The organism is Drancourtella sp. An57, assembly GCF_002161525.1.
Lineage (GTDB): Bacteria > Bacillota > Clostridia > Lachnospirales > Lachnospiraceae > Sellimonas > Sellimonas catena.
The window spans coordinates 1-26,585 of record NZ_NFHY01000007.1; the positions used below are offsets into that span (position 1 = coordinate 1).

Here is a 26,585-nt window from a genome sequence, read left to right on the forward strand (position 1 = left end):
GTTTGTCATGTTGCTTTGCCATAATGAGATCCTCCTTCAGTACGATATTTCTATTATATCATGTATTGTCTATTTGGAATTTTCTCATTTTGACTTGCACTATTTATATACTAGCACCAGAGGATACAAGGTACAGAAATCGTTGAGTTTGAGAAGTATCTGTATGAAAGAGAAAATGCCGGGGCAACGATCCGGAAATATCTTACGGATTTGAAATGTTTTTTCAAATTTCTCGGGGAGAAAACGGAAATAGACAAAGGCCGGCTTCTTGCCTACAAAGAATGGCTGATAGAACATTATACGGTCAACAGTGTGAATTCCATGCTGGCCGCTCTCAATCAGTTTTTAACATTCTGTGGATACTGCGAACTGAAAATCAGGCGGGTAAAGACACAGAAAAATCTTTTTCTGCAGGAGGAGAAAGAACTGACCTGTCAGGAATATAAGCGTCTTGTGAAGGCAGCAAGGGCAGAAGGGAAGTCCCAGCTGGCCCTGTGTATCGAAACGATTGCCGTTACCGGAATCCGCGTCAGCGAGTTGAAGTATTTCACGGTGGAACAGGTAAAAAAGGGGAGGATCGAAGTACACAACAAAGGAAAATACCGGAGAATCTTCCTGACAGCCAGCATCCGAAAAAAACTTTTGATGTTTGCGTCAGCCAGAAAAATCCGGTCGGGCTGTATTTTCGTAACGAAAAGCGGGCAGCCGAAAGACAGGAGTAATCTCTGGAGCGAGATGAAAGCGTTGAAAAAGAAAGCAGGTGTCAGCGGGGAGAAAATATTTCCGCACAATCTCCGGCATCTGTTTGCAAGAGTTTATTACCAAACGACGCAGGACCTGACAGGCCTTGCTGATGTTCTGGGGCACAGCAGCCTGAATGTAACCCGAATCTATACCTCCAATACAGGAGAGATCTATCAAAGACAGCTTAACCGCATGACAATATTGCAAATGTGAAAATGAAAAAGGGGAAAATAAAAACACCACATAATATCAATTATGTGGTACATGGCCTTTCCCCATAAAAAAATGAAATCCTGTTTTTCGGCGTCCCGTCGATTTTCGAGCCATATGTAAGAGACGGGGCTTATTTTGGTACCCAAAATTTTAAAAATTTTTTCTCCAGCGACATTGACGGCACGGATCTTTTGCTATAAAATAAATGAGGAAAAGAAAAAATGATGACTAGATGAGAAAGACCGGCTTTGTACTACCACATAATTGATATTATGTGGTAGTTTGTCTTACGAAAAAAGGTGGAGATGAAACTGCATGGGGAGAGAAATATCCGGACTGAAACAGAGAAATATTACGATTGTTCCGGAAAATATTACATTTGTAGATCATGGAATGCTGTTTTCATCCAGAGAAGGCCCTTTAGGATGTCTGGATGAGGACAGGATTTTATTGGTCTGTCTGGAACAGGATTCGGAAGACAAAAATGCCTGTGTCAGACTTCCGGTGGAGAAAATTTCACCAGATACAGATGGGCGTCTATTTCTCGGAACTGTCTACGGCACACGGTGTGAAATTCAGACAGACCGGATCTGGAAGACGGCAGGAGAACTTTTAATGGAAATGGTTTGCCATTATCCCTGGTTATGGGTTGGTGATCATGCCTGTCTGGATTCTAAGGACAAAAGAAAATGGAAGGAATTGCGAAACATGGTAGAGCAAATGCGTGCCTGCTGCATTTTGTATGATTGAGAAAAAACTAATTCGATCAGGAAAGAGAGGGGATGACTCCTTTTTAAAGAGAAAGCAATAGCATTTCTTTCAGAAGATTTAATATACACAAGTAGGAGGTAAGTATGAAACAGCAAACAAAAATAAAATGCAGGCGGTGGTTCGCCCTCTTTGTCTGTCTATGTGTATTCTTTTTAACCAATACATCTTACGCATTTGCGGCAGTCACAAATGGAACGACCGGCCATACAGCAGATGATGACACACGGGGGACATATACGACTTACTTGAATGACGAAACAAGCGGCGAGCTGACTACTGAATTTTCCGGGCGCGTGTGGGCGGATAAGACGGTCACTACCGGTGAGCAGACATTCAGCGGTGATGTCAGCGATGGGCGTGAACCTATTACTGTGACAAATGATTCGGATTTTTTGGTGACGTATTCTGCGCTGGCAACCACACAGAGTATTACCGGAGAGGCTCAGAGTCCGCTTGATGTTGTGTTTGTAGTGGACTTTTCGGGATCGATGATCACAAATGGAATGGATAATAGGGAAAGCCGTCTTGCTAATACACTTGATGCTTTAAATGCCACCATGAAAACACTTATGGAATTTAACGAGTATAATCGCGTCGCAGTAGTGCGCTATTCCGGATTGCCAAAAACGACCACAACAGGTAGAGCGGTCACTGCTTCGCAAGTATTGGTTCCGCTCGATCATTACGATGTGAAAGATACATATTTTACATGCAGCAAGACTGTTGCCGTTCCAGAAAACAGCGGGGAATCGGTAGATGTTTCATGGGAAGTGGGAGCGAAATCCGGCTCTCATACAATTTATACTGAGGACGCGACGAACACGCAGATGGGACTCTATACGGGCATGAATCTGCTGACTCAGAATACGACTACTGAGACTATAGATGGAACAGAGGTTAAGAGAGTTCCTGCGGTGATTCATCTTTCCGATGGGAATCCGACAGTTTCTTCTGACAGTCGGACATGGTGGGTTCCTGAAAACAATTCAAATAACGGAAATGGTGTTGCACGCTGGCCTTCCGCAGGAAACAGCATGAAAGCCCTCATGACTGCTTCCTATATGAAAAAAGAGATAGACGCGCATTATGGATCGCAGAACGATGAAGACTACCGCGTCAAAGTATATAACATTGGAATGGGGCTGACAGAGATTTATCAGGAAGCATCTAATTCACCAGGCGGATTTCCTGCGGCAGCCCAGGCTTCAGCAGATATCACCTTGAACCCGGGAGAAGTTCTGGGGGATTCAACTTATAAGTATAGAAACGATGAGTACAATCTAGAGGCGGGAAATGGATACAATGCTCCATCGGTTTATCAATACAGCATTGTGGAGGATATTGAGAATGCCTGGAATTTATATACGAACAATCAGTCTTTAACGATGGAGATTTTATATAGTACTTCAGGGACGGGTAATCAGTGGAATCCACACGAAAACTTTTATGAAAATTATACTTTTACACACCCGAATAGTGGAGAGGATATCAACACCCTGAATTATGTTGATCAATACTTTGCGGCAGATAATGCCAGTGCCGTGACAGATGTGTTTGAGCAGATTGTCAGCGACATCACAATGTCCGCCCCACAGGTGCCAACACAAATTGAGTCCGGTGCTTCCATCGACCAGAGCGGCTACATTACATATACCGATGAGATCGGCGATTATATGGAGGTCAAGGATGTAAAAAACCTGATCTTCTCCGGTACGAATTTTGCAAATCCTACTAAAACTACAAGCGGAAATACCACTACCTATACCTTCAGCGGTGAGATTGACAGTCCGGTTTACGGGAAGCAGAATGCGAATGATATTACTATTACGGTTACATCGAACACGGATAGCAGCACGGGTAAAATGACTCAGACTCTTACGGTAAAAATACCTGCTTCAGCGATTCCCCTGCGTGTGAATACAGTAGAGCTGGATTCATCCGGGAATGTGAAAAGTCATACGACCAATAATGCCTATCCTGTGCGTCTTTGTTATACCGTAGGAGTGCAGGATGGTGTAAAGAATGTTGACGGAACTGTGGATCTTTCAAAGATTGACGATGCGTACAAGAAGGCAAATACCGGAACGGACGGTCTGTATTTTTACAGCAACAAATATACTGGTGATATAAAGTGGGAGGATCAGGAGACAGCGGGCAACGCATACGTTGAGTTTACACCTGCGAAAAACAACCCTTATTTCTACGTTCAGGAAAGCATTCCTCTGTATACGGACGAAACATGTAATACTCCGGTAACGCAACAACCGACTTCTGATGACGGCAATACTTACTATTATCAGGTACAGTATTACAGTGGTATGAAAAGCGTAACCGAAACCCGCTCGGTTACCGGAATCAAGGGGGCGACCGAACAAATAAATGGTCAGTATTGCGTGAAAGCAGGCGAAATGAACGCGCCTCATGTTGATACCAAACATGCAGAAAAGACAACCAATAATACTTCTACTGCGCAGCTTTACTATTACGCGCACATGAACAGTGAAAACGCACAAATACATCTGGGTAATAACGGACGTCTTGCGGTAAAAACGGCTTCACTTGCCGTAGAAAAGGACATTGAAGTTCCAAACGGAATTGACGCTGGACAATTTGCAGATCAGAAATTCTCTTTTACAGTGACGCTGACGTATAGTGATAGTAATAGTACCCCGGTTTCGGGGACGTTTACCACAAGGCATGTAGTTGATGATGGAAACGGATCTGAAGCATCTGTAGAAAACGGAAGAACTTCATTGAATTTCACTGACGGCACTGCCACTTTTGACCTCAAGCCCGGTGAGAAACTTTATATCGACGGTCTTGTCAATGGATGGAGCTATACAGTAAGCGAGACAGATGATCCGGATGACGGCTTTGATCAGACCACGCCGGAAGACGGAAATGCCTCAGGTGAACTCGGAGATGCAACGACAACAGCTTCGTTTGTCAATACATATTATCCCGGTTCTATTGCCGTAACCAAGCGGGACGGCGCGGGAGATCCACTGAAAGGTGCAGAGTTCCAGCTCTATAAGAATGATGGAACAGGCGGCAAACAGGCAGTCGGAAGTCCGGTTCCCACAGTGCCGAGAATACGGCAGGCGATAGCGGAAGGAGCTTCTGGATTTGACCTTGAGCATATGATTTTTACGGATACGGCTGGTAAGAGCTATCCGGTTCATACTGACGGATCCGGCACGCAGAGCTACTTCTATTACCGTAGCCTGACTGGCGACGAACAAAATAAATACGAAGAGGGTACCCTTACGGGTTACGAGGAAGTTGCCGAGTTCACAAATCTTCTTGTCAATGGAACGTACTACTTGGTGGAAGCTACAGTTCCAGGCGGATATAGCGCACCTCAAACCGATGAGGACGGATATCTGATCGTGGGAGAGAATGAGCAGACGAAAATTACAGTACCGACCAAAAATGGCGGAAATTCAGTATATCATTTGTTGTTTACGGTGACGAACCACAAGAATATGATCCTGCCGACTACCGGTCTTTCCGGCATCGGGCGGTTTCTGGTAGCAGGGGTAGTGCTTCTGACAGCCGCAGCCATCCTGTGGAAGGTAAAAAAGGCAAAGAGCATGACTGTAGCTGCAGGCGCCCGGCACCGCAGACGCAGAAGGCGGTAAATCAATGATATAAAAGCGTATCTATGCTTTTATATAAATCAGTTCTTATGAAAGACAAGAAAAGGAAGGAGAAAACCTTATGAGAAAAAGTAACAGATTCTTATCTCGGCTCACAGGAACGTTGGCTGCACTGACGCTTGTGGTCGGACTGGTGCCTGCAACAGCGTTTGCTGCGGATGGACAAGCGAGTATCACAATCACAGAGCCTGCCTGGTCTAAAGACTGGGAGGGTACACAGGCAAATGCGTATCTGGTGCTGGATCAGGTAAATGATGCAGAGGCAGTTCCTGCTAAGAAACTTTATTCCGTAACTACTGGCTTCGATACATTTTTCAACATCGATACGGAGGCCAACAACAATTCAATCGATGAAGTATTTGGAACTGCCGGAACTGTGTATCTGCAGTTTGACGGCACTGATCTTTCTGCCGGTACGGCCCAGCCTACTTCCGGTGAGTATATCACCTTCTCCGGTGATGACGCCAAGGCGCTTGATAAGACATACGGCGAGGCTGACCTGGTGAGCCGTATCGCTGGAGATATACAAGAAGGTGCAGGCGGAAGCGACGCAGGTGTGTTCTATTCCTGGATTGAGAAGTATATTGAGACGAATAACATAACTACACCTCATACAGCCACAGCTGGCGCAAGCGTTGGAATACGGGGAACTATGACTATCAACAGCCTTAAAGAGGGCTACTACGCCGTCGACTTCAAGAACGTTCCCGATGGATTGAGTCTCAAGCAGGGTGTGATGATCGCCACGACAGGTAATGCACCGGCCGTGATGAACCTTAAGGCTGAGGATCTGCCTTTTGAAAAGGAAATAAGCGAGAAGAACGCAAACGAGTGGTTTGATGAGCTTACTGCCGAGACAGGGGATGTGCTTGATTATAAGCTGACAGCGCAGGTTCCTACGCTGACCGACTACGACAATCTCACCGAGTTTACTATGAGTGATACGCTGGAAAAGCAGGAGTTTGATCCTGCCAGCGTTAAAATTGCTATTGGTAATGCCACTATTACACGGGGAACAGACCCTGACAGTGATAAGTTTTATATTGGACAGACTCCCCTTGCGACACTGACTCCGGTCGGCTATGCCGATGAAAAGAGTTCCTTCACCCTCACTTTTGAACCATCTACTCTCGAGGCATATGAGGGTGCGACTGTTACTGTTACATACAGTGCGGAGCTTACCACTGATGCAGTAAAGATCAACGTCAATGACGCTAAACTGGAATGGAATAACAATGGCTCGGAGAGTGTTCTGACCGATTCCACCGAGGTGTATACCTACGGCATCGAGCTGACAAAGACCTTCAGTGACGCTACTGTTTTAGCTGATGAGATTGGTAAGGTGACATTCCGGCTGTACAGGGTAAATGGGCAGGATGAGGAGCTCCTACATTTTACCGGCTCTGCCGGAAATTACATCCTTGTGTCCGATTCCGCTGGAACTGGCAATGTGACAGACCTCAAGCTTGATACGACCAGCAGGAAACTGACGGTTGTGGGTCTGGATGACGATGAGATCTACATCCTGACGGAGACCAATACTGCCGATGGCTATAACCTGATTGACAAGGACGTCACCATCGATCTTGAAGCACAGCTTGACCCGAACGCAATGCTGCTCGACGAGGATAAGACAAGTGTCAAACTGGGAAATACACCTCTTAATGTGGACTTTGTACACAACGAGAGTTCCAAAGATATGGCAATAGCAAGCGTTGCTTTCGAGCTGTACAACCAGAAAGGCTTCACCCTTCCGAAAACCGGAGGCACAGGTACGTGGGCGTTGACAATGGGCGGTATTCTTCTGATTGCGGCGGCAGGAGGAATGCTTGTGGCTTCCAGAAGAAAGAACTCTTCTCGCTAACAAAAAAGAACACAGTGATTTGTATGGGATTGGGCGGAGATTTCCGCCCATCCTTCGTTCTGGTGTTTTTCCACATACTTCACCGGAGTCCGGGGAAAAGCATCTGAATGTTAATTGGGAAATGGAGGAAAAGGATGTGAAGCAGAAATTACTGGCTGTTTTGACGGTATTGGTTTTTCTGGCGGGTCTCTCTCTGCTGGCATACCCTGTCGTCAGCAACCTGCTCTATGAAAAGGAACAGGAAGAAATCATGAAGCACTATAATAGTATTATTTCAGAAGAAATGACTTCGGATGACCAGACTGCAGAACTGCAGGAGTGTCAGGATTACAATCGGGGACTTTTGCAGGGAGGCGTTCTGCTTACAGATCCTTTTGACAAGAATCAGCTGGATCCTTCCGCCATGCCCTATGCAGGGCTTCTGAACATAGATGACGAAGGAGGAATGGCCTATCTGAGGATTCCGGCTATCGATGTGGAGTTGATGATTTATCACGGCACCGGAGAGGAAGTGCTGAAAAAGGGGGTGGGACATCTGCAGGGAAGTTCTCTTCCGGTGGGAGGAACAGGAACGCATTGTGTTCTTTCCGCGCATACGGGACTTAATAATAAGAAGCTGTTTACAGATCTGGACCAGCTGGAAAATGGCGATGTCTTCTATATTCATGTACTGGGGGAAGTGCTGGCCTATCAGGTGGATCAGATCCGGGTAGTGCTCCCGGAGGAGACGGAGGATCTGCAGATTAATGCGCAGGAAGATTATGTTACACTGGTGACCTGTACCCCTTACGGTATCAATACACACCGCCTGCTGGTACGGGGAACCCGTATCCCTTATGTGGAAGAAACGGAACAGACGGGAACGGTGCCGGTAAGACAGGGAAGCTGGATGGAACAATACCTGAAAGCGGCTGCCGCGGGGATGATACTGGTGGCTGTTGTGGCAGCGGGATCCATTTTGCGCAGGAGGACAGGGGCGAAGAAGCCCGGACGAAGGAGAAGGAAAAGATAGGGGGCGGGAGCGTGAGAAAGACCGGCTTTAGATTGCTGATTCTGGTGATATTTTTTTCCGGTGCAGCACTGCTTCTGACTCCGCATTTCCAGAGTCTGCGATCGGAATTTAGCAGCAGGAAAGAAGTAGAAGAGATTAAGAGTAAGAAACAAAACAACCGGGAACCGGAAGAAAGTACAGAAAGAGAATACATTCAGCTTTATGAGGACATGAAAGCATACAATGAAAAAATTTTCCGGGACGGGCAGAGCGGACTGACGGATGCATGGAACTTTCAGCAGCCGGTTTTCCGGCTGTCGGATTATGATACGTCCGGGGATGCGGTCGGCTATTTATCCATTGAAGCCATGGATCTGGAACTGCCGCTGTATCTGGGAGCGTCAGATGAGAATCTTGACAAGGGAGCTGCAGTTTTGGGACAGACCAGTATGCCTATAGGAGGAACAAACAGCAACTGTGTAATAGCTGCCCACCGGGGATGGAAAGGCATTCCGATGTTTCGGGATATCGAATTGTTGCAGCCCGGAGACAAAGTGATACTGACTAATTTGTGGGAAACACTGGAATATCAGGTGGTGAAGTGTATTGTCATTACTCCGGATGACATTGACGCAGTGAAAATCATGGAAGGTGAGGACATGCTGACTCTGATTACCTGTCATCCGTACACATACAATTTTCAAAGATATGTAGTTTACTGTAGCCGTAACGGTCAAATCTCTGCGGAGGAACTCCCCCGTGAGGGGGTAACCTATGTTTCGTCTCAAAAAGAGATTGAGAGGGAGCAAAAGTGGAATTTTGCGGGACTTACCGTACTGGGAGGAGGCTGTATGCTGGGAATCCGCAGGTTCATCCTTGGAAAAAGAAAGAAAAAGAATTCGTAACTATTTTTTTCTGTATTATACACAAATGTTCGTGCAATAGAAATGCATTTTGGCTAATCCAGAAAAACCGCATCGGTTGACAGCCGTCTTTGCCAATGGTATCATAAACAGGAATCAAACAGAGAAATCATTTAAAAGTACCTTAGTTTCAGAAGGAGTAAAAGGGAATCCGGTGAGAATCCGGAACAATACCCGTTGCTGTATGAGGGGAGCTTTCTTAAGAAAAGGCCACTGTGCGGATGCATGGGAAGGGAGAGAAAAGCGCGGATCCTTAAGTCAGAATACCTGCTTTTAGATGCTTCGGAAAGGTTACGGGATTATGACAAGTACGAGAATCAAAGAGGACGTCAAAGGGAAATAGAAACGGATATGGGAAAAGAGGCAGAGGAGAGAACTGTCTGTTTTTCCATATCCTTTTTTTGGTGTCAGTCGTCGATGTCAGACCCATATGGGAGGACAATTATGAGAAAAGCAGTTTTGGTGGTGAGCTTTGGGACGAGCCACCTGGATACAATGGAGAAGACGATCGTAGCAGTAGAGAAGGCGCTTGCGGAGGCATTCCCGGACCGGACGCTGTACCGGGCGTTTACAAGCGGAATGATCTTGAAGAAACTGAAATCGGAGTTTCAGATGGAAATCTGCGACGTGGAGGAAGCCATGGAACAGATGATACGGGACGGCATTGAGGATCTTCTCATCCAGCCGACCCATATCATCCACGGATTTGAATACGAAAAGATGACAGAGCAGATCGAGCCGTACCGGGAACGGTTTGAAACGATCCGCATCGGAGCACCGCTTCTTGCCACGATGGAAGATTATGAGGAGGCGGTACACCTGATTATGGAGGATGCCGGACTCAAAGAGGAAGAAACATTAGTGCTCATGGGCCACGGGACAGAGCACCATACCAATGCGGCCTATCCGGCCCTCGATTATACCTTCTGGGCAAAAGGATACCGAAACGTGGTAGTCGGCACGGTAGAAGGCTTCCCGGAGATGGAGGAAGTGCTGAAAAAGCTGAAAGAGCAGCAGGCCGGAAAGATTCTTCTGATGCCGTTCATGATTGTGGCGGGCGACCATGCCAAAAACGATATGGCAGGAGAGGATGCGGATTCCTGGAAATCGATTCTGACAAGAGAAGGATATGAAGTGCGTACCGTCTTAAAAGGTCTCGGAGAGATTCCGGGCATCCGGCAGATGTTTGTGCGTCACGCCGGGGAGGCAAAGGAGTGTCCGAAAGGATAAGGATGGAAAAGCAGACAGTCATCAAGGGACAAAAAGAACTGAAAAGAGGATATACGACGGGAACCTGCGCGGCGGCAGCGGCCAGGGCGGCGGCAATCATGCTGTTTTCCGGAGAGGAAATCCGGGAAGTCCGCATTACTGTCCCGGCAGGAGAGACCTTGCTTCTGGAAGTGGAGGAGATCGTGCGACATTCCGATGCAGTGTCATGCGCGGTCCGGAAAGATGCAGGAGATGATCCGGATATTACCCACGGAATGCTCGTCTTTGCCGAAGTAAAGAAAGAGTCCGATAAACGGCAGAAAACAGATTCGGAGCCGGAAGCGAATCCGGTACAGATTGTGCTGGAAGGCGGGGAGGGTATCGGTCGGGTGACAAAGCCGGGGCTGGAGCAGCCGGTAGGAGCGCCTGCCATCAACAAGGTGCCAAGGAAGATGATTACGGAAGCTCTCCGGCAGGCAGCCGGGGAAGCCGGATTTTGCGGGACGCTGAAGGTGACCATTTCTGCGCCGGAGGGGGAAGCACTTGCCCAAAAGACATTCAATCCGAGACTTGGGATTGTGGGAGGTCTTTCCATCCTTGGAACAACGGGGATTGTAGAACCCATGAGTGAGCAGGCTCTGACGGAGACCATCCTTCTGGAAATGAAAGTACAAAAACAGGAAGGAATTCAGACGCTCTGTCTGGTGCCGGGAAATTACGGAAGTGATTTTCTGAAAGATGAGCTTTCCTTTTCCCCGGACCGGGCGGTCAAATGCAGCAACTATGTGGGCGAGGCGCTGGATATGGCAGTGGTGCTTGGATTTCCGAGAGTTCTTCTTGTGGGGCACATCGGAAAGTTTGCCAAGCTTGCGGCAGGTGTCATGAATACCCACTCGAGGATAGCGGACGCGCGTGCGGAGGTGTTTCTTGCGGCGCTTTCCCATCTTGCGGCCGGGGCTTTAAAGGAAGATCCGGGGCGCATGGAAAAGCTGATCGGGCTGGTGCCTGAGATTGAGGAGAGCGTCACGACAGATGAGATGCTTGCCGTTCTGACGAGGGCCGGAATCCGGGAAGCCGTGATGTCCCGGATCATGGAGCGTATCTCCTGGTATCTCAATCAGAGGACGAGAGGAGAAGTCCAGGTGGAACTTCTGACTTTCTCCAAAGAATGGGGGATCCTTGGAAAGACGGAAGGCGCCATGGAGCTTCTCGAACAGATCAAAGAGGAACGGAAAGGACAAAAAGAATGAGTGGAATCTTATATGGAACAGGAACAGGGCCGGGAGAGGCAGAGCTTCTGACGCTGAAGGCGGTCCGATTGATCCGGTCCTGTGATATGATCGCGGTTCCGGTGTCTGACAGTACACTGAAGGAGCCGTGTATCTGGGAGGAAGGGATGCCGTATCTCGACAACTGCACGGCATATCAGATTGTGCTGCCGGAAGTGCCGGAGATTCAAAAAAAGCCGGTGCTCTGCCTTCCGATGCCGATGATGAAAGAAAAAGAAGAACTGAAACGCATCCACGATGCGGGAGCGAAGAAGGTGGAGGAATATCTGGACGAAGGAATGAACATTGCATTTCTGACCCTTGGAGATCCGTCCATTTACTCTACCTATCTGTACATTCATAAACGGGTGCAAAAAGACGGGTACCAGGCGGTGATCATACCGGGAATTCCGTCGTTTTGCGCGGCGGCAGCGGCCCTGAACCTGGGGCTTGCGGAAAATAAAGAGGAGATTCATATCCTGCCGGCCTCCTATGGAATTGAAGAGGGGCTGAAGCTTTCCGGAACGAAAATTCTGATGAAAACAGGGAAAAAGATGCCTTATGTCAAAGAGACGGTCAAGGCGTCAAACGACCGGTTCTGGATGGTGGAAAACTGCGGGATGGAAAATGAAAAGATTTATGAAAATCCGGACGATGTGCCGGAGAAATCCAGCTATTATTCGCTGATTGTGATAAAGGAGGGATCCTGATGGTACATTTTGTCGGAGCAGGGCCGGGAGCGTGCGACCTGATTACCGTGCGTGGCGAACGCCTGCTGAAAGAGGCGGACGTGATTATCTATGCCGGATCACTGGTCAATCCGGAACTGTTACAGGTCAGAAAGGAAACTTGTGAGGTATATGACAGTGCCTATATGACATTGGAAGAGGTGCTGGAAGTGCTTGAAGCAGCAGAAAAGGACAAAAAGACGACGGTACGGCTTCACACCGGAGATCCAAGTCTCTACGGAGCCATCAAAGAGCAGATGGATGAGCTGGACAGACGGGGAATTGCCTATGAGATCTGTCCGGGAGTCAGCTCCTTTTCCGGAGCGGCGGCAGCTCTTAAACTGGAATACACCCTCCCTGAGATTTCCCAGTCCGTCATTATCACACGGATGGAAGGCCGGACCAAGGTGCCGGAAAAAGAATCGATCCGCAGCTTTGCGGCTCATCAGGCAACCATGGTGCTTTTCCTAAGCACCGGACTTCTGGAACCGCTTTCTAGGGAACTGATGGCGGGCGGCTATCCGGGCGATACGCCTGCGGCCATCGTCTATAAGGCAAGCTGGCCGGAAGAAGCGGTCTACCGGTGTACTGTGGAAACGCTGGCTGAAACCGCCAAAGCGAACCATGTGACGAAGACTGCGCTGATTGTAGTAGGAGAAGTGCTGGAAGGCGGAAAGAAAACCGGATATGAGCGGTCGAAACTGTATGATCCGGAATTTACCACCATGTTCCGGGAGGGAACGAAGAAAGACGGGGAGACGAAAGAATGAAAAAGAAAGTATATGTCATAGGAATCGGGCCGGGCGCTTATGAGGAAATGACGATCCGGGCCGTGCGGGCGATGGAATCCTGTGAGGTGATCATCGGATACACCGTCTATGTGGATCTGGTAAAAGAGCAGTTCCCGGGGAAGACATTTCTGACTACGCCGATGACAAAGGAAGTGGAGCGCTGTGAGATGGCACTCCGGGAAGCCCGGGAGGGCCGGACAACAGCCATGATCTGCAGCGGGGACGCCGGAGTGTACGGCATGGCAGGTCTGATGCATGAGATCCGGAAAGAACGCGGATATTCGGAAGTGGAGATCGAGGTGGTTCCGGGAATTACCGCCGCCACTGCGGGAGCGGCCGTTCTGGGAGCGCCGCTCATCCATGATTTTGCGGTCATTTCCCTGAGCGATCTTCTGACGCCGTGGGAGAAGATTGAAGAGCGTCTGCGGTCTGCGGCAAAAGGGGATTTTGCCATCTGTCTTTACAATCCGTCCAGCCGGAAACGAAAAGATTATCTCCGAAGGGCCTGCGAGATTCTTCTGGAATATCAGAGCCCGGATACGGTCTGCGGCTATGTGCGCCAGATCGCAAGAGACGGAGAGGAAAAGCATGTGACAACCCTTGGAAGACTGAAAGAAACCGGGACAGACATGTTTACCACGGTGTTCATCGGCAATTCTCAGACAAGAGTGATCGGGGATGCGATGGTGACGCCGAGAGGATATCGATATGAAAAAAAGGATTAATCTGATTGGAATCGGGACAGACGGAAACAAAAGCCTGACACAGGAAGCCAGGGAGCAGATCCGGAAAAGCACTGTACTGATCGGTGCCGAAAGGATGCTTGAAAGTGTAGAACCGGTCAGGAAGAAAGAGGCCAGATGCTATACATCTTACCGTCCGGAGGATATCATGACGATTCTGGAGCAGGAAAAAGGAGAAGAAATCTCCGTTTTATATTCCGGCGATCCGGGATTTTACAGTGGTGCAAAACAGCTTATAAAGCGCCTGGAAGGAAGTGAATGGGAGATCCGGGTGCTGTCGGGTATCTCATCAGTGATCTGCATGGCGGCACGCTGTCAGGTGCCGTGGGAGAAGGCGGCATTGGTAAGCCTTCACGGAACCGGACAGAACGCGGTTTATGAGATCTGTACCCATGAGCACACCTTCCTGCTCCTTGGCGGCAGGGAGACAGCAGAGCAGTTTCTGGAGAAGATGTCCTGGTACGGGCTGGATCATCTGGAAGCCGCAGCAGGACGGGATCTTTCGTATGAAGAGGAAGTCTTCTTTCGCGGGACAATCCGGGAGCTGACGCCGGAGATGCTTTCCGGGCTCTCCGTACTCTGGGTGCACAACCCGGACTACGACACGTTTGTGGGACGGCATCTGGAAGATGAAGAGCTGATCCGGGGAAAAGTGCCGATGACCAAGTCGGCAGTCCGGGCCATGGCGGTTGCCGCCCTGAAGCTTCAGAAAGATGCGGTTCTTTATGACATCGGGGCAGGAACCGGAAGCGTGTCGGTGGAGGCTGCGCTTCAGGACGGCTCCATCCGGGTCTATGCTGTGGAGAGAAATCCGGAAGGAATTGCTCTTATTCAGGAAAATAAGCGGAAATGGCGGACCGATCAGGTGGAGATTGTAGAGGGAAACGCACCGGAGGCGCTTTCGGATCTTCCTGCGCCGACCCATGTGTTTATCGGTGGAAGCGGAAGCAGGCTGAAAGAGATTGTGGAAACCTGTCTGTCGAAAAATTCATCTGTCCGGATTGTGCTGACTGCGGTCAGCATGGAAACGATCCGGGAGATGACGGAACTTTTGCAGGACAGCCGGTGGGAGACAGCCGAGGTGATGCAGATTCAGGCATCAGGCAGCCGGAAGATGGGAGCCTATCATCTGATGACAGCCCAGAATCCGGTGTGGATGGCTGTGTTTCAGGGAAGAAAGGAAGCGGACCATGAGTGATACAAAGAAGACAGGACGGCTTCTGATTGCCGGAACCGGAAGCGGGTGCGGGAAGACGAGCATTGTCTGCGGGCTGCTGCGGGCATATCAGAAACGGGGACTTGCTCTGGCGGCATGCAAGTGCGGGCCGGACTATATTGATCCGCTTTTCCACGAGAAGGTTCTCGGCATCCCTTCTGAAAATCTGGACCTTTTCTTCCATGAGCCCGGAATGCAAAAGCAGCTTCTGGCACGTCACAGCAGGGGTGCGGACCTGGTCGTGGCGGAAGGAGTCATGGGATATTATGACGGAATGAGTCTGAAAAGTCCGAAGGGGAGTACGAGCGAGATTGCGGCAGTTCTTCAGATGCCGGTAGCTCTGGTCGTTCCCTGCCGGGGAATGGGGCACTCGGTGCTGGCACTTCTGAAAGGCTATCTGGAATACGAAACGGCGGGGCAGATCCGGGCGGTCATTTTGAACGGGATCACCGGACGTACCTATGAAAAGCTTGCGCCGGTACTGGAGCAGTGGCTGCGGGAAAACGGCCATGCGGTCAGGCTGGCAGGATATCTCCCGAAGATGGCGGATGCAGAATTAAAAAGCAGACATCTGGGGCTGATTCTTCCGGAGGAAGTGGAGGAATTGCAGGAGAAACTGGATCTGCTTGCAGGACAGGCAGAAGAGACGCTGGATCTGGAGCTGCTGTTACAGATTGCAGAAGAAGCGCCGGATCTGGAAACGGGAGAACAAGAAGCAGGGGAAGAAGAAGGGACGGAAAAGTCGAAACTCCGGATTGCCGCGGCAAAGGATGAGGCGTTCTGCTTTTACTATAAAGATAATCTGGAACTGCTGCGGCAACTGGGCTGCGAGATTGTACCGTTTTCTCCGCTTCATGATGCGGTTCTGCCGGATGGCATCGACGGCCTGATTCTGGCAGGGGGATACCCGGAACTCTACGCAAAGGAGCTGTCTGAAAATGTGTCCATGCGGGAATCGGTGCTTCAGAGCCTGAAAGGAGGACTTCCATGCCATGCAGAATGCGGCGGATTTCTCTATCTGAAAGAGGAACTGGAAGGTGAAGACGGAATGATGTACCCGATGACCGGATTTTTAAAAGGAAGAGGGTACCGGACGCGCACATTAGGACGATTCGGCTACCTGACTCTGGAGCCCAGGGAGGATCTGTTGTTTCTGAAACGGGGAGAGACGCTCCGTGGCCATGAGTTTCATTACTGGGACTGTACCGAAAACGGAGACCGCTGTCTGGCTGTGAAGCCGGACGGGCAGCGGTCCTGGGAGTGTATGGAAGAAAAGCAGCAGGTCTTTGCGGGATTTGCGCATATCAGCTATGACTCCAATCCGGCATTTGCCAAACGCTTTGTCGGATGCTGTCTGGAAAGGAGAGAGAAAGGAAATGCCGGAGACGACATGGGAAAATGAGATCAAACAGATCAGACTGCCGGATGAGGAGGTAAGAAAAGCGTCTCTTACCCGGTGGAACCATCTTGCAAAGCCTCTTCATGGAATGGGGGCGCTGGAGACGATGCTTGCAAGGATCGCGGGAATTCAGGGGAGACTTCATCCATCTTTACAGAAAAAGGGGATTGTGGTGCTCTGTGCGGACAATGGGATTGTAAAGGAAGGCATCTCCCAGACCGGAGCTGAGGTGACCGCTGTGGTAGCGGGAAACTTCCTGGCCGGGCAGACCAGTGTCTGCAAGATGGCAAAGGTGGCAGGTGCAGACATCCTGCCTTATGATATCGGAATTTTAACGGACGTGGAGGGACTTACGAAAGCAGAATACAAGATATCCTGCGGGACGAAGGATTTTCTGGAAGAGCCGGCCATGACAAGGGAGGAGGCCATCCGTGCCATTCTGACCGGAATGAAGATCGTAAAAGAGCGGAAAGCGCAGGGGTATGAGATCCTTGCTACCGGGGAGATGGGAATCGGCAATACGACGACCAGCAGCGCCGTGGCCTGTGCCCTTACCGGGGAGGCGGCTGAGGTAATGACCGGACGGGGAGCCGGGCTTTCCGATGAAGGTCTGCTTCGGAAAAAGGAAGTCATCACAGAAGGACTGGCAAAGAGAAATCCGGACCCTGCGGATCCGGTGGATATTCTGGCAAAGGTCGGCGGACTGGATATTGCGGGATTGACCGGAGTTTTCTTAGGATGTGCCAGATATCAGATTCCGGCAGTGCTGGATGGATTTATCTCTTCGGTGGCTGCCCTTGCGGCGGTGCGGATAGAGCCAAAGGTGAAGGAATACCTGTTTGCTTCCCACAGGTCGAAAGAACCTGCTCATAACCGGATTCTGGAGGAGCTTGGACTGGAAGCGGTGCTGGATCTTGGCATGGCTCTTGGAGAAGGAACCGGGGCCTGTGCCCTCTTTCCGCTTCTGGATATGGCCATGATGGTTTACGAGGAGATGAGTTCCTTCGATGACATTCAGGTAGAACAGTATAAGGAGTACACATCATGAAATGGATTCGATCCTTTATCATTGCCTTTTCCATGTATTCCAAAATCCCCATGCCAAAAGTCCAGTGGACGAAACCGTCCATGCAGTATGCCTTCTGCTTCTTCCCTCTGGTAGGAGCCGTGGCCGGAGCACTGACGTGGGGAACCGGACTTGTGCTGTTTGGTCTTCGGGATGCGGGGAAACTTCCGGCCTTGTTTCCGGCTGTGTTTCTGACGATCCTTCCGCTTCTGGTGACGGGTGGAATTCATATGGACGGTTTTATGGATACTTCGGATGCAAGGCATTCCTATGGGGAACGGGAGAAAAAGCTTGCGATTCTCAAAGACCCGCACACCGGAGCTTTTGCGGTAATGAGTGCGGCCATATATCTGCTCTGGAGTCTGGCTCTCTGGTCGGCGGCAGATGCGAAGGTCCTTCCGGGGATGGCCTGCGCCATGGTTCTGTCCAGAACATTGAGCGGTCTTTCCGTGACGGTAGGAAAGGGAGCAAAATCAGACGGACTTGCGGCTGCGTTCCGGGAATCTGCCAGACAAAAGGCAGTATGGATTTCCACGGGAATCTATCTTGCAGTAGGTGTGATTTTTCTGGTGGCAGTATCTGGCGTCATCCCGGCAGTGCTTCTGTTTTTTACGGCGGGAGTAGTATTTGCCCGGTATCTCAGGATGGCAGTGCGGGAGTTCGGCGGCATTACAGGGGATCTGGCAGGCTGGTTTCTCCAGGTCTTTGAACTTACTGTACTGACGGTGCTGACAGCCTGGTCCTGGATGATCCGGTTTTGATGGAGAAAAAACGGTCCGTAAAGAGACGAAACAGAAACGGAGAAGAACGATGGAACTGACCTTGATCCGGCATTTTGCAACAGCCGGAAATCTGGAAAAACGATATATCGGAACGACAGACGAACCGATTCTTCCTGTGGCAGAAAAAAAGCAGATGCCGCGTGCGGAGATTGTCCTGACCAGTCCCATGATACGGTGTCGTCAGACGGCAGAGTTCCTTTATCCGGAGGTGGAACAGATCGTATGGGACGGATTCCGGGAATGTGATTTCGGCGCTTTTGAAGGGAAGAATTATCTGGAACTGACGGGAGATCCTTCCTATCAGGCGTGGATCGATTCCGGAGGAGAACTGCCGTTTCCGGGAGGCGAGTCAAAGGCATCTTTCTGCGAACGGACGCGGACGACCTTTGAACGGGCCGTGGACAGGCTGATGGAACAGAAGATCGAACGGGCGGCCATCGTCGCCCACGGAGGCACGCTGATGGGAGTGCTTTCAGCATACGCGGTTCCGAAACTGGGATACTATGAGTGGAGCTGTGGAAACGGATGTGGATATCAGGTCCGTATTTTTGAGGACCGGTGGAAAACCGGGGAGAAGCAATGTAAGGTGGAAAGAAAACTATGATGATTTTGGCAGCATGTGTGGCAGGATTTATACTGGACCTGTTCTTTGGAGATCCGTCCTGGATCTATCATCCGATACGTATCATCGGACATCTGATCAGCGGACTGGAAAAGAAGCTGTATAAAGAGGGAGTTTCTCCGGAGAGTCTCAGAAGAAGGGGAACCATTCTCTGGATCGGAACAGCGGGAATTGCAACACTCGTTCCATGCTTCTTTTTGTGGGCGGCCTTTCAGATTCATCCGGTGCTTTATTTCCTGCTCCAGAGTTTCTGGTGCTGGCAGCTGCTTGCCACAAAGTCTCTGAAGACAGAAAGCATGAAAGTAAAACAGGCATTGGATACAGGGACGATTGAGGACGGACGAAAGGCCGTGTCCATGATTGTGGGGAGAGATACGAAAAGCCTGACAGAGGAAGGCGTGGTGAAGGCTGCGGTGGAGACGGTGGCGGAGAACACGTCCGACGGAATTATTGCCCCGCTGTTTTATATGATGATCGGAGGAGCAGGGCTTGGCTTTTTTTATAAAGCGGTCAACACGATGGACTCCATGGTGGGCTACAAAAACGACCGGTATCTGGATTTTGGCCGGACGGCAGCCAGAATGGATGATCTGTTTAACCTGATTCCGGCAAGGCTTTCGGCGTTTCTGATGATCGGAGCGGCCGGAATTCTGGGACTGTTTGACAGCAGACATTACAGCATGGCAAATGCATGGAAGATCTACAAGAGGGACCGTCACAACCACAAAAGCCCGAATGCGGCTCAGACCGAATCGGTCTGTGCGGGAGCTCTTTCGGTCCGCCTGGCAGGAAATGCGTGGTATTTTGGAAAATTGTACGAGAAACCTTATATCGGGGATGACATCCGCCCGATTGAACGGGAGGATATCAGACGGGCAAACCGGCTGCTTTATGGAACGGCCGTACTGGGTCTGCTGGTTTTCGGGCTGGCAAGGCTGATTGTGATTATATAAAAGAAAAGCGAGGTGAAGAACATGCAGGAGCATGGAGGCGATATTTATTCAAATGAAGGACTAGTTGATTTTTCTGCAAATATCAATCCTCTGGGACCGGGGGAGAAGGTCATGAAGGCACTGAAAAAGAGCCTGGAGAACGTGACTGCCTACCCGGATCCGAAATGCAGAGCGCTTCGGGAGGCGGTGGCAAAAAGAGAGACGACCGTTCCGGAGCACATCATCTGCGGAAACGGGGCGGCGGACTTGATCTATACGATGGTACTTGCAGAAAAACCAAAGCGTGCCCTTTTATGTACGCCGTCCTTTTCCGAATATGAAAAGGCACTTCGCACGGTGGACTGCCGGATCCGGTTTCACGAAAGAAAAGAGGAAGAAGGATTTGCCCTGACAAGACGGTACCTGGACGAACTGACAGAGGATTTGGATATGGTATTTTTATGTTCGCCGGACAATCCGACCGGCCGGTGCGTGGAAGAATCACTGCTTCTGGAGATTGTGGAAACGTGTGAAAAGAAGCAGATCCGGCTTGTACTGGACGAGTGCTTTCTTGATTTTACCGAGGACGGACCGTGGATTCACCATGAGCTTTTGATCCGGGAAAACCGGATGCTGTTCCTGCTTCGGGCATTTACCAAGATGTTTTCCATACCGGGTGTACGAAGCGGATACGGAGTCTGCTCGGATACCGGGCTGCTTGAACGGATGCAAAAGTCCAGACAGCCGTGGGCCGTATCTGTCCCGGCGCAGGCGGCGGGGACGGCGGCGCTTGCAGACGATCTGCTTCCGGCGGTCACAAGACAGCTGATTGCAGAAGAGCGGCGTCATATCATGGGAGAATTTACCCGGATGGGAATCCGCTATTATCCGGCAAGTGCCAATTATATTTTGTTTTACAGCGAAATAGATTTTTACGAAGAGATGAAACAAGAAGGATTTCTGATCCGGGACTGCCGGAATTACCGGGGACTTGGAAAAGGCTACTACCGGATCGCGGTGAAAGGGCGGGAGGACAATGACAAGCTTCTCCGTGCTTTCGGGCGGATTATCGAACGAAGAAAGGAAGAAACATCATGGCAAAGCCAATCATGATTCAGGGAACCATGTCCAATGCCGGAAAAAGTATCCTGGCAGGAGGACTTTGCAGAGTGTTCCGCCAGGACGGATACCGGACGGCGCCCTTTAAATCTCAGAATATGGCCTTGAATTCCTTTATCACGGAAGACGGCCTGGAGATGGGAAGAGCGCAGGTGATGCAGGCCGAGGCGGCGGGGATTGCTCCAAGGGTGGAGATGAATCCGGTGCTTCTGAAACCGACAAGTGATACCGGATCGCAGGTCATTGTAAATGGAAAAGTCCGGGGCGTCATGCCGGCAAAAGAATACTATGCATACAAAAAACAGCTGATCCCGGAGATTCTGCATGCCTACGAGATTCTTGCCGGTGAGCATGACATTATCGTGATCGAAGGGGCGGGAAGTCCGGCCGAGATCAACTTAAAACAGGACGATATTGTGAATATGGGACTGGCAAAGATGCTGAAGGCTCCGGTACTTCTCGTAGGAGACATCGACCGGGGCGGTGTGTTTGCCCAGCTTGCCGGGACCCTTCTTCTTCTGGAAGAGGAAGAACGGAAGATGGTAAAAGGTCTTGTGATCAATAAGTTCCGCGGGGATGTGGATATTTTAAAACCGGGGCTTCGGATGCTGGAAGAACGTACCGGGTGTCCGGTCCGGGGAGTGATCCCGTATATGTATCTGGATATCGACGATGAGGACAGCCTGAGCGAACGCCTTCAAAGCCGGATGCAGAAAGGGAAAATCGACATTGCGGCAGTCCGGTTTCCGAAGATTTCCAATTTTACGGATCTGAATGTGCTGTCGTGCTATGAGGGTGTATCGGTCCGGTATGTAGACCGGCCGGGACAGTTTAAAGATCCGGATCTGGTGATTCTTCCGGGAACCAAAAATACGATGGCGGATCTGAAATGGCTGAAGGAAAGCGGGCTTGCCGGGAAAATCCAGCAGGCAGCTTCGCGGGATGTTCCGGTCATCGGAATCTGCGGAGGCTATCAGATGCTTGGGAAAAAACTTTCAGATCCGCAGGGAATGGAAGCCGGGGACGGGGTTCCGATTTCGATGGAAGGACTGGACCTACTTCCGGTGGAAACCATCTTTACCGGACAGAAAAAAAGAACGAGAGCCGAAGGATTCGTGGCTGCTTCGGATGATTTCTGGGGCGGACTTGGCGGATGCCGGCTGGAAGGATATGAGATCCACATGGGAGAAACCATTTCTGCCGGAGGTGCTTCGTTTACCGGAATCCGCACGATGCAGGAAGAAGGTGCACGTATGGAGGGCTGTGTTCAGGGCAGCGTCTGCGGAACCTATCTGCATGGTTTTTTTGATTCGGCGGAGATTTCCGGAAAACTGGTGGAACTTCTGATGAGACGGAAAGGGCTTCAGGTGGAGGATTTGAAAGTGCTGGATTTCAAAGCATACAAAGAGGAACAGTATGACCAGCTTGCAAAGATGATCCGGGAACATTTGGATATGGATGCGGTATACCGGATTCTGGAAGAAGGAGTATAAAGGATATGAAAATGGAACTGGAACAGATTCTGCCGGGAGAGATCGAGCGCAGAAGTTTTGAGATTATTACAGAAGAACTCGGTGGAAAAATCTTCCCTGAGGGGCAGGAGGATATCATCAAACGGGTGATCCACACGACAGCGGATTTTGAATACGCGGATACAATGACATTTTCGCCGGATGCGGTATCTTCTGCTCTTGGGGCATTGACAGACCGGGGGAATACGGTCATTGTGACTGACACCAATATGACCCGTTCCGGAATTCACAAAGCGTCTCTGGAGAAACTGGGAATAGAAGCCGTCTGCTATATGGCGGATCCGGACGTAGCCGAAGAAGCAAAAAGAGAAGGGACGACCAGAGCGGCTGCCAGTATGAAAAAGGCGGCAGACATGGCGCGGAAGACCGGAAAGCAGATCATCTTTTCAGTAGGAAACGCGCCGACGGCGCTGATCGCCATCGAAGAACTGATCCGGGAAGGATGTGTGCATCCGGCTCTTGTGATCGGAGTTCCGGTAGGATTTGTCAACGTGGTGCAGGCAAAAGAACGGATCATGACCGTGGACGTGCCGTATATTGTGGCAAAAGGGAGAAAAGGAGGCAGCACGGTTGCGGCGGCCATCCTCAATGCCTTATTATATAAGATTGATAAAGAGCGATAAAAGAAGGAAAAAAGCATGAGAACACACTTGAAAATAGGGAGCAGGGAGAGCGCCCTGGCGGTCAGGCAGGCCGAGATCGTAAAGGAGGCTCTGGAAAAGGCAAGCCCGGGGCTTACGATCGAGATTGTGACGATGAAAACGACCGGCGACAAGATCCTCCATAAAAGTCTGGAAAAGATCGGGGGGAAGGGCCTGTTTGTCAAAGAACTGGACCGGGCGCTTTTGAATGGGGACATCGATCTTTCAGTTCACAGCCTGAAGGATATGCCGATGGAGATTCCAAAAGAGCTTCCTGTCATTGCGTATACAAACAGGGAGGATCCAAGGGATGCCCTGATTTTAAAGCCGGGAATTCAGGACCTGAAAGAGGGAGGAATCATAGGCTCTTCCAGCAGAAGACGGTCTCTGCAGGCAGGAAAGCTGTATCCAAAGTGCAGTTTTAAAAATATCCGGGGGAATGTCCAGACAAGGCTGTTCAAGCTGGAGCATGAGGAATATGACGCGACGATTCTGGCTCTTGCAGGGCTGAAACGGTTGGGAATGGAGGGCCTTGTCTCCCGTATCTTTTCCGTGGATGAAATGATTCCCTCCGCAGGACAGGGGATTCTGGCAGTGCAGGGGAGAAAAGGAGAAAAGATACCGGGAATTGAGGCAGTGGACTGTTCCGACAGCCGGTTTGCGGCAAAGGCGGAGCGCGGATTTGTCCGGTATCTGAACGGAGGATGCACGTCTCCGGTTGCGGCCTATGCCGAGACTTCAGGAAATGAAATCCGGATCCGGGGGCTTTACTATCACGAAGAAACCGGGCAGTTCGAGGCGGGCATGATCTCCGGAGAAAAGCACAAGGGCGAAATACTGGCGGAAAGACTTGCCAGAAGTCTGAAAGGGAGATTTTAGAAGATGGAAGAGAAAAAATGCGGAAAAGTCTGGATAGCCGGGGCAGGTCCCGGGGATGCAGGACTTCTGACGGTAAAAACGGCATCCCTGATGGAACAGGCGGATGCGGTCGTTTATGACGCCCTGGTCAGTGCGGAAATCCTGAGTCTGATTCCGGAGAAGACGGAGAAAATCAATGTGGGAAAACGGGCGGACCACCATCTGGTTCCGCAGAAAGAGATCAATCAGATTCTGGTTAACCTTGCAAAAGAAGGAAAGCAGGTGCTCCGCTTAAAGGGCGGAGATCCCTTTGTGTTTGGAAGAGGCGGTGAAGAGGCGGAATTTCTGGTGCAGGAAGACATCGATTTTGAGATTGTGCCGGGCATCACCTCCAGCGTGGCGGTTCCTGCCTATGCGGGAATTCCGGTTACCCACCGGGATTATACGTCGTCCTTCCATGTGATTACCGGACACGAAAGAAAAGGCGGAGAATCCCGGATTGATTACGAGACGCTGGCACGTATGGATGCCACCCTTGTCTTTCTGATGGGAGTTACGGCACTTCCGGAGATCTGCGAAAAGCTTAGAATGGCGGGTATGCCGGATGATACTCCGGCGGCAGTGATCCAGGAGGGGACGCTGGCCTGCCAGAAAAAGGTCGTTTCGGATCTTCAAAATCTTCCAAAGAGAGTGCAGGAAGAGAAGATTCAGGCGCCGGCTGTGATTGTAGTAGGTAAAGTATGTGCCCTGTCAGAAAGCTTTTCGTGGGCGGAGCAAAGACATCTTGGAGGAAGACAGATTCTCATCACACGACCAAGGAGCCAGGGGCAGACATTTGCGAGGACACTTCGCGGACTGGGAGCTCAGGTCATTGAATTTCCATCGATCCAGGTAGAGCCGCTGCAGGGAAAGAGAGAAAAGGAAAGGATCCTTACGGCACTGAAAGAGATCCGAAACCGGAAAACAGGAACATCCTGGATCGTGTTCACCAGCGCGGCAGGAGTAAGGAGCTTTTTTAACTTCCTTGAGAAAATGAATCTGGACATCCGGACACTCTGGGGCAGCAGATTTGCCGTGATCGGAAGCGGAACCGGAAGAGAACTTGGGAAGCGGGGAATCCGACCGGACCTGATGCCTGACATTTACGAGGCGGAAAAACTTGGAGAGGCACTTGCCGGACAGACGAAGCCGGGAGACCTTGTGACTGCGTTCCGGGCAAGGGAAGCCTCAGAAGAACTGTTCCCGCCGGTGCTGAAAACCGGAGCAGAGTGCGTGGATATTCCGGTCTATGAAACAGGGACCGGGGCGGACGATGCATGGACTGAAAAGATAGCGGCGCAGTTTCAGGAAGGAAAGATTGATCTGGTGACATTTACAAGCGCTTCCACGGTCCGGGGATTTGAAAGAACGATGCAGGGAAAGGTAGATCCCGGTAGAATTCTTGCTCTTTGTATCGGGAGAAAAACCGAAGAGGAGGCAAAACGCCTGGGAATGCGCACGGCTGTAGCAGAAGAGGCGACCGTGGAGAGCATGACAGAAAAGATACTGGAGATACTTTAAGGATTCCGGGAAAAGAAGAATAGATTTACAGTAAGTGAAAGAGACACTTCTGCAGAATTCGGGCTTTTTAAGCCTGTATTCTGCAGGAGTGTCTCTTTTTTTCTTTTCTCTTTTTTTTCAGCTCTTTACATCTGCAAAAGCTCTGCAAGGCAGATGTTCAAACCTTTCAAAACCTTTGATTCGATCAAATCGATAAAGGCGTATTGTACAGAGTCTTCCTGATCGCCGAAGTAATAGACCTGCACGGTTTCCTGCATTGGATTTACGATCCAGTATTCACGCACACCGGCAGTACGGTATTTGAAGAGTTTGGTCAGATAGTCCATCTTCTGGCTGCCGGGTGATGCTACTTCTATGATCCAGTCCGGTGCACCTGCGCATCCGCGGTCTGTTAGTTTGCCGGCATCACAAATGACGCTGATATCCGGTTCCACATAAGTTTTGTCATCTTCGTTTAAAAGCACGGCAAACGGAGCGATAAATGATCTGCAGTCTCCGCCGTTTGCCTTGATGTGGCTGTGAATCGCGGCAAAGAGTTCACCTACGATCTCCTGATGTATACGGCTGGGCGGAGCCATCATATACAGGGTGCCGTCGATCAGTTCGGCACGTTCTCCTTCCGGGAGGGAATAGATATCATTGATCGTGTAATTGTGCTCTTCTGGTAATGGCATAAGATCATCCTTTCTATGTTAAAAATCGGAAAAAATATACTGATATTATTATTATACCCGGGTGGGAAGGAGAAGTAAACGGAGACCGGAAAATTTACCGGGAATCTCATGGAATATGAGCATACTTTGTTGACTAGTGAAATAGAAATATGTTTACTACAGAAATGCGTGAATTGTTAATATAAAAACGAACTAAATTTGTGCAAAATGTACAAAATAGAAAAGTAAAAATAGTTAATATAGAGAAAATGCGTGTGCTGGAGTAAAATAATGTTTACTT

General features: G+C 50.0%; 23 protein-coding genes and 1 riboswitch. Of the genes, 22 read left to right on the plus strand and 1 reads right to left on the minus strand.

From position 1 onward, the window contains the following. Nucleotides 1–138: 138 nt before the first annotated feature. The 22 genes from B5G11_RS06900 (at nucleotide 139) to cobA (ending at nucleotide 25,631) form a co-directional block, all read left to right on the plus strand. A complete protein-coding gene (locus B5G11_RS06900; RefSeq protein ID WP_343215483.1) occupies nucleotides 139–957 on the plus strand; it encodes a tyrosine-type recombinase/integrase in 819 nt (272 codons plus the stop codon). 315 nt (nucleotides 958–1,272) lie between these two features. Further along, nucleotides 1,273–1,707, plus strand: coding sequence for a hypothetical protein (locus B5G11_RS06905; RefSeq protein WP_087252639.1), 435 nt, complete (start codon nucleotides 1,273–1,275; stop codon nucleotides 1,705–1,707). A gap of 104 nt (nucleotides 1,708–1,811) precedes the next feature. Then, a complete protein-coding gene (locus tag B5G11_RS06910; protein ID WP_087252640.1) occupies nucleotides 1,812–5,369 on the plus strand; it encodes a SpaA isopeptide-forming pilin-related protein in 3,558 nt (1,185 codons plus the stop codon). A gap of 79 nt (nucleotides 5,370–5,448) precedes the next feature. Continuing rightward, on the plus strand, nucleotides 5,449–7,251 hold the full coding sequence (locus tag B5G11_RS06915) for an isopeptide-forming domain-containing fimbrial protein (RefSeq protein WP_087252641.1): 1,803 nt from the start codon (nucleotides 5,449–5,451) through the stop codon (nucleotides 7,249–7,251). Nucleotides 7,252–7,387: 136 nt separating this feature from the next. Beyond that, a complete protein-coding gene (locus B5G11_RS06920) occupies nucleotides 7,388–8,263 on the plus strand; it encodes a class C sortase (protein WP_158099228.1) in 876 nt (291 codons plus the stop codon). Nucleotides 8,264–8,274: 11 nt separating this feature from the next. Beyond that, nucleotides 8,275–9,147 carry a class C sortase gene (locus tag B5G11_RS06925; RefSeq protein ID WP_087252643.1) on the plus strand — a complete coding sequence of 291 codons (873 nt, stop codon included), beginning with the start codon at nucleotides 8,275–8,277 and terminating at the stop codon, nucleotides 9,145–9,147. Between the two features lie 118 nt (nucleotides 9,148–9,265). Then, nucleotides 9,266–9,455, plus strand: a riboswitch (cobalamin riboswitch). A gap of 154 nt (nucleotides 9,456–9,609) precedes the next feature. Continuing rightward, nucleotides 9,610–10,395: a sirohydrochlorin cobaltochelatase gene (locus B5G11_RS06930; protein ID WP_087252644.1), complete on the plus strand. Its 786-nt coding sequence runs from the start codon at nucleotides 9,610–9,612 to the stop codon at nucleotides 10,393–10,395. Beyond that, nucleotides 10,380–11,624 (plus strand): cobalt-precorrin-5B (C(1))-methyltransferase CbiD, encoded by a 1,245-nt coding sequence (cbiD, locus tag B5G11_RS06935; RefSeq protein WP_242958958.1) that lies wholly within the window; start codon nucleotides 10,380–10,382, stop codon nucleotides 11,622–11,624. Before B5G11_RS06930 ends, cbiD begins: the two co-directional genes overlap by 16 nt. Further along, on the plus strand, nucleotides 11,621–12,352 hold the full coding sequence (cobI, locus tag B5G11_RS06940; protein ID WP_087252646.1) for a precorrin-2 C(20)-methyltransferase: 732 nt from the start codon (nucleotides 11,621–11,623) through the stop codon (nucleotides 12,350–12,352). Before cbiD ends, cobI begins: the two co-directional genes overlap by 4 nt. Further along, on the plus strand, nucleotides 12,352–13,140 hold the full coding sequence (cobM, locus tag B5G11_RS06945; RefSeq protein ID WP_087252647.1) for a precorrin-4 C(11)-methyltransferase: 789 nt from the start codon (nucleotides 12,352–12,354) through the stop codon (nucleotides 13,138–13,140). The genes cobI and cobM overlap by 1 nt, the downstream gene beginning before the upstream one ends. Next, complete coding sequence (gene cobJ, locus B5G11_RS06950) at nucleotides 13,137–13,886, plus strand: precorrin-3B C(17)-methyltransferase (protein WP_087252648.1); 750 nt, start codon at nucleotides 13,137–13,139, stop codon at nucleotides 13,884–13,886. Before cobM ends, cobJ begins: the two co-directional genes overlap by 4 nt. Then, the gene (gene cbiE, locus B5G11_RS06955) at nucleotides 13,870–15,102 is read left to right on the plus strand and encodes a precorrin-6y C5,15-methyltransferase (decarboxylating) subunit CbiE (RefSeq protein ID WP_242958960.1); all 1,233 of its coding nucleotides are present in this window, start codon (nucleotides 13,870–13,872) and stop codon (nucleotides 15,100–15,102) included. Before cobJ ends, cbiE begins: the two co-directional genes overlap by 17 nt. Beyond that, the gene (locus tag B5G11_RS16675; protein ID WP_242958962.1) at nucleotides 15,095–16,522 is read left to right on the plus strand and encodes a cobyrinate a,c-diamide synthase; all 1,428 of its coding nucleotides are present in this window, start codon (nucleotides 15,095–15,097) and stop codon (nucleotides 16,520–16,522) included. Before cbiE ends, B5G11_RS16675 begins: the two co-directional genes overlap by 8 nt. Then, entirely contained in the window at nucleotides 16,497–17,567 is a 1,071-nt protein-coding gene (cobT, locus tag B5G11_RS16680; RefSeq protein WP_242958964.1) for a nicotinate-nucleotide--dimethylbenzimidazole phosphoribosyltransferase, read from the plus strand. Before B5G11_RS16675 ends, cobT begins: the two co-directional genes overlap by 26 nt. Then, complete coding sequence (locus B5G11_RS06965) at nucleotides 17,564–18,346, plus strand: adenosylcobinamide-GDP ribazoletransferase (protein ID WP_087252650.1); 783 nt, start codon at nucleotides 17,564–17,566, stop codon at nucleotides 18,344–18,346. The genes cobT and B5G11_RS06965 overlap by 4 nt, the downstream gene beginning before the upstream one ends. Nucleotides 18,347–18,395: 49 nt before the next feature. Next, nucleotides 18,396–18,971, plus strand: a complete 576-nt coding sequence (locus B5G11_RS06970; RefSeq protein ID WP_087252651.1) for a histidine phosphatase family protein — start codon at nucleotides 18,396–18,398, stop codon at nucleotides 18,969–18,971. Next, a complete protein-coding gene (cbiB, locus tag B5G11_RS06975; RefSeq protein ID WP_087252652.1) occupies nucleotides 18,968–19,942 on the plus strand; it encodes an adenosylcobinamide-phosphate synthase CbiB in 975 nt (324 codons plus the stop codon). Before B5G11_RS06970 ends, cbiB begins: the two co-directional genes overlap by 4 nt. 21 nt (nucleotides 19,943–19,963) lie before the next feature. Further along, nucleotides 19,964–21,034 (plus strand): aminotransferase class I/II-fold pyridoxal phosphate-dependent enzyme, encoded by a 1,071-nt coding sequence (locus B5G11_RS06980; protein WP_087252653.1) that lies wholly within the window; start codon nucleotides 19,964–19,966, stop codon nucleotides 21,032–21,034. Continuing rightward, nucleotides 21,016–22,533 carry a cobyric acid synthase gene (locus B5G11_RS06985; RefSeq protein WP_087252654.1) on the plus strand — a complete coding sequence of 506 codons (1,518 nt, stop codon included), beginning with the start codon at nucleotides 21,016–21,018 and terminating at the stop codon, nucleotides 22,531–22,533. Before B5G11_RS06980 ends, B5G11_RS06985 begins: the two co-directional genes overlap by 19 nt. 5 nt (nucleotides 22,534–22,538) lie before the next feature. Beyond that, complete coding sequence (locus B5G11_RS06990) at nucleotides 22,539–23,195, plus strand: precorrin-8X methylmutase (RefSeq protein ID WP_087252655.1); 657 nt, start codon at nucleotides 22,539–22,541, stop codon at nucleotides 23,193–23,195. Between the two features lie 15 nt (nucleotides 23,196–23,210). Then, entirely contained in the window at nucleotides 23,211–24,092 is an 882-nt protein-coding gene (gene hemC, locus B5G11_RS06995) for a hydroxymethylbilane synthase (RefSeq protein WP_087252656.1), read from the plus strand. Between the two features lie 3 nt (nucleotides 24,093–24,095). Then, nucleotides 24,096–25,631 (plus strand): uroporphyrinogen-III C-methyltransferase, encoded by a 1,536-nt coding sequence (gene cobA / locus B5G11_RS07000; protein ID WP_087252657.1) that lies wholly within the window; start codon nucleotides 24,096–24,098, stop codon nucleotides 25,629–25,631. 125 nt (nucleotides 25,632–25,756) lie between these two features. Here cobA and B5G11_RS07005 read toward each other — a convergent pair whose 3' ends face one another. Beyond that, nucleotides 25,757–26,305, minus strand: a complete 549-nt coding sequence (locus tag B5G11_RS07005; RefSeq protein ID WP_087252658.1) for a Uma2 family endonuclease — start codon at nucleotides 26,303–26,305, stop codon at nucleotides 25,757–25,759. Between the last annotated feature and the right edge of the window lie 280 nt (nucleotides 26,306–26,585).

What these genes read in the sequence shown, in the direction of transcription:
- B5G11_RS06990 (WP_087252655.1), top strand. Translation starts at nt 22,539, where the DNA reads ATGAAAATGGAACTGGAACAGATTCTGCCGGGAGAGATCGAGCGCAGA.
- B5G11_RS07005 (WP_087252658.1), bottom strand. Translation starts at nt 26,305, where the DNA reads ATGCCATTACCAGAAGAGCACAATTACACGATCAATGATATCTATTCC.
- B5G11_RS16675 (WP_242958962.1), top strand. Translation starts at nt 15,095, where the DNA reads ATGAGTGATACAAAGAAGACAGGACGGCTTCTGATTGCCGGAACCGGA.
- B5G11_RS06985 (WP_087252654.1), top strand. Translation starts at nt 21,016, where the DNA reads ATGGCAAAGCCAATCATGATTCAGGGAACCATGTCCAATGCCGGAAAA.
- cobA (WP_087252657.1), top strand. Translation starts at nt 24,096, where the DNA reads ATGGAAGAGAAAAAATGCGGAAAAGTCTGGATAGCCGGGGCAGGTCCC.
- cobT (WP_242958964.1), top strand. Translation starts at nt 16,497, where the DNA reads ATGCCGGAGACGACATGGGAAAATGAGATCAAACAGATCAGACTGCCG.
- B5G11_RS06980 (WP_087252653.1), top strand. Translation starts at nt 19,964, where the DNA reads ATGCAGGAGCATGGAGGCGATATTTATTCAAATGAAGGACTAGTTGAT.
- cobI (WP_087252646.1), top strand. Translation starts at nt 11,621, where the DNA reads ATGAGTGGAATCTTATATGGAACAGGAACAGGGCCGGGAGAGGCAGAG.
- hemC (WP_087252656.1), top strand. Translation starts at nt 23,211, where the DNA reads ATGAGAACACACTTGAAAATAGGGAGCAGGGAGAGCGCCCTGGCGGTC.
- B5G11_RS06905 (WP_087252639.1), top strand. Translation starts at nt 1,273, where the DNA reads ATGGGGAGAGAAATATCCGGACTGAAACAGAGAAATATTACGATTGTT.
- B5G11_RS06910 (WP_087252640.1), top strand. Translation starts at nt 1,812, where the DNA reads ATGAAACAGCAAACAAAAATAAAATGCAGGCGGTGGTTCGCCCTCTTT.
- cobM (WP_087252647.1), top strand. Translation starts at nt 12,352, where the DNA reads ATGGTACATTTTGTCGGAGCAGGGCCGGGAGCGTGCGACCTGATTACC.
- B5G11_RS06915 (WP_087252641.1), top strand. Translation starts at nt 5,449, where the DNA reads ATGAGAAAAAGTAACAGATTCTTATCTCGGCTCACAGGAACGTTGGCT.
- cobJ (WP_087252648.1), top strand. Translation starts at nt 13,137, where the DNA reads ATGAAAAAGAAAGTATATGTCATAGGAATCGGGCCGGGCGCTTATGAG.
- B5G11_RS06930 (WP_087252644.1), top strand. Translation starts at nt 9,610, where the DNA reads ATGAGAAAAGCAGTTTTGGTGGTGAGCTTTGGGACGAGCCACCTGGAT.
- B5G11_RS06965 (WP_087252650.1), top strand. Translation starts at nt 17,564, where the DNA reads ATGAAATGGATTCGATCCTTTATCATTGCCTTTTCCATGTATTCCAAA.
- cbiB (WP_087252652.1), top strand. Translation starts at nt 18,968, where the DNA reads ATGATGATTTTGGCAGCATGTGTGGCAGGATTTATACTGGACCTGTTC.
- B5G11_RS06970 (WP_087252651.1), top strand. Translation starts at nt 18,396, where the DNA reads ATGGAACTGACCTTGATCCGGCATTTTGCAACAGCCGGAAATCTGGAA.
- cbiE (WP_242958960.1), top strand. Translation starts at nt 13,870, where the DNA reads ATGAAAAAAAGGATTAATCTGATTGGAATCGGGACAGACGGAAACAAA.